Raw genomic sequence first — 11,338 nt, 5'->3', positions numbered from 1 at the left:
TCCCGGCGCGGCGCGACCACTGTGGCGGGTCGCAGCGTAGAGATGACAGGCTCGGCCACATGGAGAGCGTTCTGACGCAGTTGCCCGCCCTGCTCGGCGTGCTGGTCGGCACCATCGGCACGATGGTCGCCACCACGGTGACCGAGCGTGGCCGGTGGCGACGTAGCCAGACGGTCCGCTGGGACGAGCGGCGGCTGGACGCGTACGCCGATTTCACACGTGCCGTGAAGGAAATCCACCTGGTCTCGATGGGAATGCTGAGCCGCCACCGCCCCGGCGCCCGTACCCCCGCAGTGGACCGCGAGGACGGGATGGCCCGGCTGGCCGAGGCGGACGTACGTCACACCCTGACCTGGGAGGCGGTCCTGCTGCTCGGCGACGCCCCCACGGTACGGGCGGCCTCCACCTGGCGGCGCGCGGTACGGAACCTGGAGCAGGCGGCGCGGAGTCTGCCGGATCTACCTGACGACCTCGATGCCATGGTGTGGCAGGCCGACGAGGCCCGCGACGACTTCTACCGGGCGGCCCGCGACGGCCTCGGCGTGCGGGGCGGGACCGTCGAGCAGTTTCGACGTCCAACCGAGGGACGGATCCCGACGGCACGCAGCTGAGCAGTGTGCGCGCGATTCGAATGGCTGCAGCCCTGCGATCGTTGGCAGCTGAGCGGCGTGCGCGCGATTCGAATGGCTGCAGCCCTGCGATCGTTGGCAGCTGAGCAACTCGACACGCCGCGCCCCGCCCTGCTGAGCTGCCACCGATCGATGCGGTAGCAGAAATCGCGCGCTCCCGCGGGACGATCCACAGGTCGGTGGCTGTCCACAGGGGGCCTGTGGCGTGGTTGCGGGGGCCCCTGGTGGGGATTCACGGTTATCCGTGTGAACGTCGTGCTTCGGGAGTTGGTGGAACTTGGCGGAGGGCTGGTGACAGTCGGGGCTGCCCAGCAGGTGGTGCCGCCGTGGACGCTGCGGCAGGCTTGCGTCAACGGCGATCTGGTGCGGGTGCTGCCTCAGGTATTCGTGGCGACGCGACTGCTGGACGGCCGGTCGGGTGCCCCACTCCTCAGCCGGCTCGACCCGGCGCTGGGCCAGCGAGTCGCTCTCGCCTGGGCCGACGGCCGCGGGGCTCTCAGTCATCTGAGCGCCCTCAGCGCCTGGGGGCTGCGCCCGCAGACGGCTGGTGAACCGGTCCACGTGAGCACACCGGTGGGCGGCAGCCTTCGCACCCGACCCGGACTGGTCGTGCATCGACGCCGGCGCCTTCGCATCGAACCGCCCCACGTCGTCGTCCGCAGGGGGCTGACTGTCACCCGGCTCGACCAGGCGCTCGTCGACTCGTGGCCGATGTTGCCGCCCGTCGAGCGGCGGGCACCGGTGATCCGGGCGGTCAACGACTGGCTGACCACACCCGAACGGCTGGCTGAGGCACTGGACAGCGCGCCGAAGCTGATCGACAGGGCACCGCTCCGGACACTGCTGACGAGGCTCGCCGACGGATGCCGCAGCCCGTTGGAGATATGGGGGCACGAGCACGTCTTCACCGGCCCGGCCATGCCGGCGTTCCGTCGGCAGGTACCGATGCGCGTCGGGCGGCGCACCGTGTACCTCGACATGTTCGCCGAGCGCGAACGAGTCAACATCGAACTCGACGGGGCCACCACGCACGGCGACCCACGCCAGCGGGAGATCGACCTGCGCCGGGACGCCCTCCTGGCGACCGTGGGAGTCCTGGTGGTCCGCTTCGCCCACCGCCGCCTGGTTCACGAGGCCGACGACGTACGTCGGGAAACGCTTGCCATCTTGGCTACGCGCAGGGCGACCCCACCGTCGAGCCGATGAGAGGCTGTTGCCTTGGGTGCGCTTCCCGAGGATCGCGCGGCTGCGATACACGACGACAACCGGCACCTGGGCCCTGTACTACCGAGTCGGAACCTCCGCTTCCACCGCTACGACCATGCCCCGCCGTCCGCTGCGGTCAACCTTCTGCTCGAAGAGATCAGCCGTGACCCGACGGGCATCTTCTGGGGCTGTTGACGCGTCGGCGCGAAGGAGGCTCATGTGAGTAGTCGGGATGGCTCGACCTGGTGAGCGGCCTGGGGTCGAGCAATTCGGCCGCCCTGAGGTGGCGAGGCGGACGCGGCGGCGGATCGGAGGCCGGCGACGCGGACGAATACCTCGCGTTTGGCAGTCGCTTCGCCCCGGCGATCGATGACGTAGCCGGTCAACCAGATCCACCCCTGGTAGGTCGGCTGGTCCGACACGGAGACGACGCGGAAGGTCAGCGCGCGGTCCCCGGCGAACTGCACCGAGGCGTGACCGTCGACGACGAGCAGGTCGCCGGGGGAGGGGTGCCCGGTCACCAGTGGCCGGAGTTGCGCCCGTGCTCCTGCGGTGGCCGGCACTCCTGCGCGTGCATGATCTGCCAGTCACGCAGCGCCCGCCCGATCCGGTCGTTCTCCTGACCGAGCAGCCGTACCGTCTCGTTGAGCATGGCCAGCTCATCGGCCACCCGGGCCTGGAACTCGCGTACCTCATCGGGGTCGACGCCGCGCTCATGCGCGGCGAACGCCCGGGTCCGCACCTCGTGCGGCGTCAACCGGGCCGGGTAGCCGTACACCTGAACCACGATCGTCCTTTCTGGGGACAGGCGGGAGCGCGGAAGGTCCCTGTGGTGGGTGGGAAGGGCGGGCCGTCCGCGCGGGGGCAGCGGGCGACCCGCCCGCTCTGCCGCCGCAGCCCCATTCGGCGGTACGACAGCAGAGCAGTCCGTTGGGTCGGGACGGGCACACGCACCCGCCCCGACCAGGGGGTGAGCCGAACTCGTTGCCACGCGAGGAGCAGCTCGCGATCAACCATATATGCCTAAGTTGCCACCCGCAACGCTTAGTTGTCTCGCCGGTGCGTGTCGTGATCAAATTGGCGTGCCACGCAAGGAGTGCCATGCCACAGACACCGGACTACATCCGGATCTCAGACGAGATCATCGCGGACCTGCGCAGCGGGAAGGTCAAGCCGGGGGACAAGCTGCCCTCGATCGCCGACATGTCTGACCGCTTCGAGGTCAGTTCATCCACGATTCAAATGGTCTACGTCCGGCTGGAAGCGCTCCGAGTGATCCGGCGGCATCAGGGCAAGGGGATCTTCGTGACGGACCCGAAGACCTGGATGCGCGAGCCGTAGGCAGCGGGCCGGCTACCTAAACGAGCCCTTCTGGGCCACCCCCGGTCCCGTTCGCAGGACGACTAGAGTCGGCGCGTGATCGACCGAGACCTGCTCTTGTCCCAGTTGCAGAAGCAGGTCGAAGACCTGGACGACGCCGATCGTCCCGCCGTCGACAGAATCGCCGAGCGAACACTCCGCTGGCGCTGGGACGACGAGGAAGATCGAGTGGACGTCGACCGCCAGCCATCTAGGCTCCCGATGGGACTCCTGACAACTGAGCGATCGGCGGCTCTTGGCCCCTGGCCCGGCCCCTTCGAGAGGGCGGGTCAGGGACACCCGAACGTCAAGTGTGTGGCTCAGGCTCTCAGGCTCCGCCGGGATCGGGTGCGGAACCGTTCCGAGCCTGCTGTCTCTGCTCTGCGGACCCCGGCCTTCCCTGCGCCTTGAGCCGTTCAAAGAGGTAGTCGAACGAGGTGGCTTTTTCGTAGGCGTCGTCGCTACGCAGGCCCTCGGCGAGCAGGTCGTCCAGTCGCTGCTTGGCTGCCTGCTGCTGAGCGATGAGTTCCTGCACGACGGCGGCAAGGCTCTCGTTGGTCATCTTCGCTGCGCCCCCGGCGACCGGATTCTCGGCCAGTTTCTCCAGAATCGACAACCACTGCCGGCTGAGCCGATCGGCATACTGAGCGCGCTTTACGTCGACGTCGTACTCGCAGTCGAGCTTGATGAGTTGCTCCCAGTAGGGGCGGACGGCACGTTTGACACTCTCGTCGAGCTCAACCCACACGTACGGCTGGCAGGTGACCTGCACACCACCGCGCTCGTAACGCCACGGTGTGGTTTCGGCCAGCGCCCGCTGCAACTCCACCTCGAAATCCCTTGCCCGGTGGGCGGCGAAGTTGCGGGCGCGGGCAGCGGCCAGGCGGGTCAGCGCGCGAATGGCGTACGGCATGAAGTACTGTGCCGAGCCGCTCAGCGTCTCCCGCATCAATCCCTCGGAGGACCAGACGAACGCGGCGCGGACGTGAAAGGTGAAGACGTACCCACGGGCCGGCACGACGATCGGCGCTGACACGTCGCGACGTTCTGTCAACCGGCCGGGGGGTGGCGGTGGTGGCATAAACGGCACCGGAATCGGCTCCGGCCCCTGAAGCGCGAGTAGCAGACGACGCCAGAGCTTCAGCAACCATGCACCGAATCGACGCCACAGTGCCGTCCGCGGATCTTCTGCCCTGGGGGTGTCTGTCATGTCACCACTCCCTCATCGCGTTCTCGAGCCACGTGGGCAAGCCGCTCTGGAACTCGGTCAGGCGTATGAGATGGAACTGCAGTCGACGCCGTAGGGCCGGATCGGCCGCCAGGTCCGTCACCAACGCACAGATCGACTTACGGAACGTTTCATCGGAATCGGCCTTGTGCAGCCACTGGCCGAAGATCGGCCATGCCTGCTGGGAAGTGCGTGAGGCGAGCAGCGATACACGCCAAAGTCGAGCGAGGTCGTCGGCGTCAACCTGGCTTGCCGCCAGCTTCGTCATCAGGTCAAACGGGGCGCTTGGAAGATCCTCAACTGTCCGTTGCGCCAGGCTGAGGAGCGCGTTGCCGGCGTGCCGCCGCAACTGGTGGTCGTCCGACCACCGCGCCAGCTCGGAGACGACCTCGTCCACGCGGTCGGGAAAGTGGTTGAAGAGCTGCTGGATACCTTCCGCCACTGCGGAGGTGTGCTGCTGCATCCGATCGGTTGCGATGCGGCCCAGATCTGCCAGGCTCCAGCTCAGGTCCGGTTGCTGTAGTCCGCTGGCGTAGACGAGAGCGGCCGCGTCCCGCTGGTAGTTGCGGCGACCGCCGGTCCAGTCCTGCACCTTCCGACGGACGAGGTGGTGCACCTGGCCGCCCATGTCCGCCGCGACGATCGCCCGGGCTGCGGCTTGACGGGTTCGAGGCCTGGACGAGGCCGCCCAGCCGTCTATCAGGTCTGTGCAGACCCGGTCGAAGTCATGGTGGGCGAGCAACCCCGCCACTTCGGCGGCCGCGCGGCGCACCAGCTCTTCGTCGAAAGCGACCAGGGTGTCGAGCCACTTGAGTATCGCGGGTCTGGTGCTGTCGAATTCGTGCCACGCCTCATCGATGATGGCACCACGCAGGGCGGCGTCACGTAGCCATGCTGACCGGGACACGCCACCGCGTGCCCGCACGGCCTCTTGGCCCTCCCGCCAGTCGACATCGAGTGGTCCGAGCAGCTCGGACACGGGGTGCTGCAACGCCATCCGGCCCCAGTCCGGCCGATTGGCCTGTCCGTCGATCTCCTCTAGCAGCAGGCTCGCGGCCTCGAAGACGTAGTGCAGGGGTTGCTGGGCGAAGACGGCGTACGCAATGCGAAAGGCTCTTTCGTGCTGGTCGGCTCGACGCGGACGTCGATCTCCGCCGGTGGCCTCGGAACGAAGGATTTCGGCTGCGCGTGCCCTACGGCTCGGCTGGGACATCCCGATGATGTCGGCGAGTGCGTTTTGGTCAGCGGGATGGCGATTCGCGACATCCTTCGCGAGCCGTACCACCTCGATGGGCCTGTACGTCCTCTCGATCGACGCAGTGAGACCTGGGTGCTGGAGGTAGGTCTCGACGTGGCGCCCGCTCTCCTCCTCGCTGAGGTCCGCACGATTGCAGAGCTGGTGCTGCAGGTGTCTGCGGAACACAGCCACCGGGTCGGGACCGCGATGCGCGACCTCCGCGCTGTGCCTGTTGCGGGCGCGCGACTCGTCATCCCGGATCAGGAGCAGGCTGGCCGAGCGTTGCCGGAAGACGTCAGCCAGCACACGCATTGCCTCGACATGTCCGTTGCCGGGTAGTCGGAGGACGTAACCGTGATCTGCCATTAGGTTGTCAGCCGCGTGATGGAGAGCCTCCGCCTTGATCTCCTCGGGCAGCAGCACCTCGCGCACACGCTTCGCATCGTGGCGTCGCGCCAGCGCGGCGCATGCTGCGCTGAATCGGCCTGTGTTGGGTCGGCCGGTCAAACAGGCGGTAGAGCGTTGGTCGAGCAAGGCGGTGAGCTCGCTGTCCGAATCCGTCCCGGTGTAGACCATGAGGAGGTCCGGCACTTCGACGGCATCCCGAATGAAGGGCTTGGCGGCTGGTTGACCTTGATAAGTGATGTAGTGGATCGTGTTGTGGTTGCCGAAGGCGTTCGCCCCGCGGGCGTGAACGCGGGAGTAGTTGGCCTCGAAGCTGGTGCCGTACAGCTCTTCGCCTACATGGGGGTCCAGCCGGAGTGAATCTGGAGGGATGTTCTCCTCCTGACCGCTGTCCGATTGACTGCGAGCCCCCACCTGCACAGACGAGTCCTCCACCGGAACCTGTAGCGGGACGACTGCCTTGCGTCCACTGCCGTCCTCTGGGGCGCCCGGCACGGCGGTAGCGTCTACGGGCTGCGATCCGTTCACGAGTCCAACCGCCAAGACTCCGCGTCGTCAGGCCTGCCTGATGTGGAGATGATGTTGCCGTTGCCGAAGGCGTTGACCCCGTGGGAGGTGATGTTCTGGAAGGTCTGTCCGCCAGGTGAGGGCTGTGGAGAGGAGGCGCGGCTGCGCCGGCCGACGCCCCCACCATCCTCTTTCGGATCATTACGAGGAGAGAAGCCCCTCTCGCCGGCGTGCGTGACCGCATCGGCGATGTTTTCACCGGGCACGTAGATCCAAGCAACGGCTTGGAAGTTCTTCCCCGGCACCTCCGCCGACACCCGCTGAAAATGCTCCGGTCTCAGGTCTTGGTAATGGCGGACGATGTCCTGATGAATCCGGTCCGAGACGATCAGAGCAACCGCAGCGCCGGGGAACTGTCGCAGCGCGTCCTTGAGCTGCGGTGAGTCGATCAACCGACAAACGGTCACGACCGCGTCCCCTGGGTAGCCGTTTGCACCGTCAAGATGGACCAGCCCTTCGTGGACGCCGATGCGTAGCCGGATCCGTGCCTCCGGAGCGAGGCCGCGATTGTGCTCGCGCAGGAGGCGATCAACGGTGGGTGTCAGCCGCGTCACCACGGCCCGCTCGCTCGTTCCAGATGGCAAGATCGCCAGTTCTCCATCGCCTCCCTGCTGTATGAGCCAGTTGGTCCGGTCGAAGCCCAGTTCCTCACACGCTTCCGCCATGATCGTCTGAAAAGCCAGTTGAGCCCGGTGCTGCAGGATGTTGTCCCGCCCGCTGTAGCGCTCCATATCCACGGCGACAAGCATGCGACGGTCCGGATCGGCGAAGTCAGGCACGCGATCCACCCTTCCAGTGATGACGGTGAGCCGGTCAACGTCATCTCTAGCGGCTCGGCGCGCTGGAAATTCCATAGAAATAGGGGTTGTGGATACACCGTCGGGTGGACGACAACCCGTACTTCGACTCCAAATTCGTCTGGGTGCCGGCCTTCACTGGGAGCATGGGAAACGCTCGGCGCACCGCCAGACAGCCTCACCTCGATCCGTGGCGCGATCTCCAGGTTGGCCTGGCCACGGTAGCCTCACTCCAAACCTCGATTCGTCACGCGGACACCAAGGCCTTTGCTCTGCTGGCGATCGAGGGTGGAGTGGCCACCGCGGTAGTGGACAGAGTCGTGCCATACGTGGTTGGAGATGCCCCGATCATCATCGTCTTGCTGGCTGTGCTTCTGGTGATCCTCTTCGTCGTCGGTATTGCGTCGGCCGCCTGGCTGCTGGTCCTGGCGCTTCGACCTCGTCTCGACGGTGCCAGAAGCGCCAACCGATTCGCCTTTCCGAACCTCGTCCGAGGAGGGGAAAGCCCTTCTGCGGCGTCGATCAGACGTCACAGGGACGAGGTGTGGGACCTCGTCACCGTGCTCGCCCGCATCGCTATGGCGAAGCACCTACGGGTACGCCGGAGCATGCCATGGCTCATGGTGGCGATGGCGTCGTCTGCGGGACTGATGCTCTTCTCGACCTTCTCGACACGGCTGATGCCCTAAACGGGGCCGCCGTCGGTAGCGATCATGGAGCGGAACGTGAAGGATGATCTCCAAGGCGGGACGGAGGCGGTACGTGGACAACACCACATGGTTGCCCGGGACCTTCCTTGGCCGACTCGAGAAGACCGCCAGGGATCGTCTTTTGGCCGTTGCGATCCGTCGTTCCGTTAAGGAGTCCCAAGTCGTGCTGCGAGAGGGCGCCCTCGAATCGCACGTCATCCTGCTAGACGATGCACTCGCCAAGGTCACCGTCGAGATGGCCGACGGTCGACAGGCACTGCTGGCGATCCGGATGTCTGGTGATCTCGTCGGCGAGATCTCGGCGCTGAACGGAACGCCGAGGACCGCGACGGTCACCGCCTGCCGATCTTCGATCGTTCGGATCGTCCACCGCAGTGAGTTCCGCGCCTTTCTCCGAGCCAATCCGGACGCCGCCATGGAGGTCGCCGGCATCGTGGCCGACAGGTTGCGCTGGGCCAACCGACGACGGGTGGATTTCGCCTCCTATTCGGTCAAGGTCCGCTTGGCGCGTGTGCTGTGGGAGATTGCTGCGGCATACGGCCGACGAAGCTGCGAGGGGCTCGTCATCAACGTGCGCCTCACACAGAGTGAACTGGCCACTCTGTGTGGAGCTGCAGAGATCAGCCTGCAAAAGGCGCTCGGGAGCTTGCGCGGGGCTGGAATCATCGCCACGGGCTATCGCGAAATTGTCATCCGGGACAGCGATGGCCTACGCGCCGTCGCTGATCTCGACGGCTCCCCCTGACGGCACGAGACTGGCTATCGCCGCTCGCCCTCCCGCAGCGAACCCTGGCGGTCGGCGCGGGGACCAGCGCCGTGCTTCTGGTGGCGCGATGACCAGCCCCTGAGGGCACGGCGACCGCTGCGGTGGTGGCCGTCGCGGCAATCGTCACCACACTCGCCGGCCTCGCCGCCAACCGATCCCGTCGAAATGACCGGCAGTGACGGGCATTGACACTTTTCGCTTCGCATCCCATGGTCGATGGATTCGTTCCTCCGTCGAAGGGCCGCAGGATGGTCAGCAGCGAACACCGGTACGTCATCGTCGGTGCGGGACCCGCCGGCCTCCAACTGAGCTACTACCTGCAGCAACACGGTGCCGACTACCTGACACTGGAGAGCGGCGACGAGCCCGGCGGCTTCTTCCGGCGGTTTCCGCGCCACCGTCGGCTCATCTCGTTGAACAAGGTGCACACCGACAGCGCCGATCCGGAGATTCGCCTGCGCTGGGACTGGAACTCGCTGCTCAACGACTCACCGGACCTGCTGTTTCCGCGCTTCAGCGAGGAGTACCTGCCGGCGGCCGACGACCTGGTGCGCTACCTCGCCGAGTTCCAGCGGGTCCACCAGCTCAACATCCGCTTCGGCACGACTGTCGAGCGGATCACGCGGACCGGTGACGGTTTCACGGTGCGCACCGACCGGGGGGACGTGCGTGCGCGCTGCCTGGTCGTCGCGACCGGCTGGGGCCGGCCCTTCGTGCCGGCCATCAAGGGCATCGAACACGCTATCGGGTACGAGGACATGGTCGTCGACCCCACGGCGTACGACGGTCAGCGGGTCCTCGTCATCGGCAAGGGCAACTCCGCCTTCGAGACCGCGTCGGCCATCCTCGGCCGGGCGTCGATGGTGCACCTCGCCAGCCGGCAGCCCCTGCGACTGGCGTGGAACACCAAACACCCAGGCGACGTACGCGGTCAGTACGGCGCGATCCTCGACAGCTACCAGTTCAAGACGCTGCACTCGGTGCTGGACTGCACCATCGACGAGATCCGGCCCGTCGACGGGCGGTTCCGGGTGTCGATCACGTACACCCATGCCCAGGGGGAGACCGCCGAGCTGGACTACCACACGGTGCTGCGGTGCACGGGCTTCCGGATGGACACGGCGCTGTTCGACGAGACGTCCCGACCCGACCTGGTGCGCGACGGCCGCATGCCCGGTCTGCGCCCCGACTGGCAGTCGAGCAACGTCGACGACATGTACTTCGCCGGCACCATCGCCCAGGCCCGCGACGCCAAGCACGCGTCGTCGCCGTTCATCGACGGATTCCGCTACAACCTGCGGACGTTCACCCGGATCCTGCGGGAGCGCTACGACGGCGTGCCGCTGTCGTACGCGACGACGCCTGCCGACGCCGTGTCGCTGACGAAGCTGATGCTCGACCGCGTCAACTGGTCCTCGGCGCTGTGGACGCAGTTCGAGTACCTGTGTGACGTCTTCGTCCGCGACGAGGCCACCGGCTACATCCACCACTACGAGGACCTGCCGGAGGACTACGCCGTGGAGCGCTTCGCGGACGCCACCCAGTGGTACACGCTCGCGCTGCGGTGGGGCCGCGACGACTACGGCGACGTCTTCGCCATCGACCGCCACCCGACCCCCGATCGCGCGCGGGAGAGCGCGTTCATCCACCCGGTGATCAGGCGATACCGTGGCGCGGAACTCGTCGCCGAGCAGCATCTGCTGGAGGATCTGCTCGCCGAGTGGCGACGTCCGGACCGACACGTGGAGCCGTTGGTCGAGTTCCTGACCGAGGACCTCACCAGCGGACCATGATCTCGTCGAGGGGTTTGCGGGGCAGGTCGGGGACGTGGGCGTCCGCTGTGGGATAACCGACGGGCATCACGACGTACGGGCGCTCCTCGGGTGGCCGCTCGCACACCTCGTTGAGGAACCGCATCGGGCTTGGCGTGTGGGTAAGCGTGACCAGGCCGGCGTGGTGCAGCGCGGTGATCAGCAGGCCGACCGCGATGCCGACGGACTCCTTGACGTAGTACGGCTTCGGGCTGCGCGGCCCCTGGTGCACCTCGAACACGACGATGACGGCCGGTGCGGTCTCCAGGAACGGCTTGCGCCAGTCGGTGCCGAGCCCGGCGATCGCACCCAGCCACTCTGCGGAGGCCCGACGGTCGTAGAACGCGCGTTCTTCGGCCTCGGCGGCCTCGCGCAGCCGGCGTTTGCGGGCCGGGTCGGTCAGGACGACGAACCGCCACGGCTGCACGTTGGCGCCGCTGGGCGCAGTCGACGCGGCCCGGATGGCGGCCTCGACCACCCCGTCGGGCAGGGGGTCGCCGGCGAAGTCGCGCACCGATCGGCGCTGCGCCATCCGCTGTGCGAACGCCTCGGCCTCGTGCACCATGTCGGCCGGCGGCCTGCGGTGGTGCTGGACGGGGACCCTGGGTGTCAGGTCGGTGTCG

12 protein-coding genes are annotated in these 11,338 nt (G+C 67.0%); 7 read left to right on the top strand and 5 right to left on the bottom strand.

Annotation, left to right across the window (positions count from 1 at the left end; all coding sequences use genetic code 11):
* Nucleotides 1-59 precede the first annotated feature (59 nt).
* The 3 genes from OOJ91_RS05340 (at nucleotide 60) to OOJ91_RS34455 (ending at nucleotide 2,030) form a co-directional block, all read left to right on the top strand.
* Nucleotides 60-611 carry a hypothetical protein gene (locus OOJ91_RS05340; RefSeq protein ID WP_266243129.1) on the top strand — a complete coding sequence of 184 codons (552 nt, stop codon included), beginning with the start codon at nucleotides 60-62 and terminating at the stop codon, nucleotides 609-611.
* 264 nt (nucleotides 612-875) lie between these two features.
* Nucleotides 876-1,835, top strand: a complete 960-nt coding sequence (locus OOJ91_RS05335) for an endonuclease domain-containing protein (RefSeq protein ID WP_266243126.1) — start codon at nucleotides 876-878, stop codon at nucleotides 1,833-1,835.
* 12 nt (nucleotides 1,836-1,847) lie between these two features.
* Nucleotides 1,848-2,030, top strand: a complete 183-nt coding sequence (locus OOJ91_RS34455; RefSeq protein WP_353962106.1) for a DUF3024 domain-containing protein — start codon at nucleotides 1,848-1,850, stop codon at nucleotides 2,028-2,030.
* A gap of 322 nt (nucleotides 2,031-2,352) precedes the next feature.
* On the opposite strand, the gene OOJ91_RS05325 is transcribed toward OOJ91_RS34455, so the two are convergent.
* Nucleotides 2,353-2,622: a DivIVA domain-containing protein gene (locus tag OOJ91_RS05325; protein ID WP_439117023.1), complete on the bottom strand. Its 270-nt coding sequence runs from the start codon at nucleotides 2,620-2,622 to the stop codon at nucleotides 2,353-2,355.
* Nucleotides 2,623-2,936: 314 nt separating this feature from the next.
* Between OOJ91_RS05325 and OOJ91_RS05320 the strand changes: the two genes are divergently transcribed.
* Entirely contained in the window at nucleotides 2,937-3,176 is a 240-nt protein-coding gene (locus tag OOJ91_RS05320; protein ID WP_266243125.1) for a winged helix-turn-helix domain-containing protein, read from the top strand.
* A gap of 346 nt (nucleotides 3,177-3,522) precedes the next feature.
* Here the strand turns inward: OOJ91_RS05320 and OOJ91_RS05315 are convergent, their stop codons facing one another.
* The 3 genes from OOJ91_RS05315 to OOJ91_RS05305 all read right to left on the bottom strand — a co-directional run bounded on the left by OOJ91_RS05315 (nucleotide 3,523) and on the right by OOJ91_RS05305 (nucleotide 7,380).
* Nucleotides 3,523-4,404 carry a hypothetical protein gene (locus OOJ91_RS05315; protein ID WP_266243121.1) on the bottom strand — a complete coding sequence of 294 codons (882 nt, stop codon included), beginning with the start codon at nucleotides 4,402-4,404 and terminating at the stop codon, nucleotides 3,523-3,525.
* Nucleotide 4,405: 1 nt separating this feature from the next.
* Nucleotides 4,406-6,484, bottom strand: a complete 2,079-nt coding sequence (locus OOJ91_RS05310) for a hypothetical protein (RefSeq protein ID WP_266243119.1) — start codon at nucleotides 6,482-6,484, stop codon at nucleotides 4,406-4,408.
* Nucleotides 6,485-6,588: 104 nt separating this feature from the next.
* Complete coding sequence (locus OOJ91_RS05305; RefSeq protein WP_323178467.1) at nucleotides 6,589-7,380, bottom strand: hypothetical protein; 792 nt, start codon at nucleotides 7,378-7,380, stop codon at nucleotides 6,589-6,591.
* 134 nt (nucleotides 7,381-7,514) lie between these two features.
* Between OOJ91_RS05305 and OOJ91_RS05300 the strand changes: the two genes are divergently transcribed.
* The 3 genes from OOJ91_RS05300 to OOJ91_RS05290 all read left to right on the top strand — a co-directional run bounded on the left by OOJ91_RS05300 (nucleotide 7,515) and on the right by OOJ91_RS05290 (nucleotide 10,697).
* The gene (locus OOJ91_RS05300; RefSeq protein WP_266243116.1) at nucleotides 7,515-8,117 is read left to right on the top strand and encodes a Pycsar system effector family protein; all 603 of its coding nucleotides are present in this window, start codon (nucleotides 7,515-7,517) and stop codon (nucleotides 8,115-8,117) included.
* A gap of 73 nt (nucleotides 8,118-8,190) precedes the next feature.
* Entirely contained in the window at nucleotides 8,191-8,883 is a 693-nt protein-coding gene (locus OOJ91_RS05295; RefSeq protein WP_266243115.1) for a Crp/Fnr family transcriptional regulator, read from the top strand.
* A gap of 269 nt (nucleotides 8,884-9,152) precedes the next feature.
* Nucleotides 9,153-10,697: an NAD(P)-binding domain-containing protein gene (locus OOJ91_RS05290; protein WP_266243112.1), complete on the top strand. Its 1,545-nt coding sequence runs from the start codon at nucleotides 9,153-9,155 to the stop codon at nucleotides 10,695-10,697.
* Here the strand turns inward: OOJ91_RS05290 and OOJ91_RS05285 are convergent.
* Complete coding sequence (locus tag OOJ91_RS05285; RefSeq protein WP_266245266.1) at nucleotides 10,681-11,280, bottom strand: nitroreductase family protein; 600 nt, start codon at nucleotides 11,278-11,280, stop codon at nucleotides 10,681-10,683. The genes OOJ91_RS05290 and OOJ91_RS05285 overlap by 17 nt on opposite strands.
* Nucleotides 11,281-11,338 lie beyond the last annotated feature (58 nt).

Source organism: Micromonospora lupini (assembly GCF_026342015.1).
Taxonomy (GTDB): domain Bacteria; phylum Actinomycetota; class Actinomycetes; order Mycobacteriales; family Micromonosporaceae; genus Micromonospora; species Micromonospora lupini_B.
The sequence above is the reverse complement of the archived record's forward strand: the minus strand, read 5'-3'. Positions and strand labels throughout refer to the sequence as shown.

Coding starts and splice junctions, on each gene's coding strand:
- OOJ91_RS05340 (WP_266243129.1), top strand. CDS start 60: ATGGAGAGCGTTCTGACGCAGTTGCCCGCCCTGCTCGGCGTGCTGGTC.
- OOJ91_RS05320 (WP_266243125.1), top strand. CDS start 2,937: ATGCCACAGACACCGGACTACATCCGGATCTCAGACGAGATCATCGCG.
- OOJ91_RS05315 (WP_266243121.1), bottom strand. CDS start 4,404: ATGACAGACACCCCCAGGGCAGAAGATCCGCGGACGGCACTGTGGCGT.
- OOJ91_RS05305 (WP_323178467.1), bottom strand. CDS start 7,380: ATGCTTGTCGCCGTGGATATGGAGCGCTACAGCGGGCGGGACAACATC.
- OOJ91_RS05290 (WP_266243112.1), top strand. CDS start 9,153: ATGGTCAGCAGCGAACACCGGTACGTCATCGTCGGTGCGGGACCCGCC.
- OOJ91_RS05285 (WP_266245266.1), bottom strand. CDS start 11,280: ATGGTGCACGAGGCCGAGGCGTTCGCACAGCGGATGGCGCAGCGCCGA.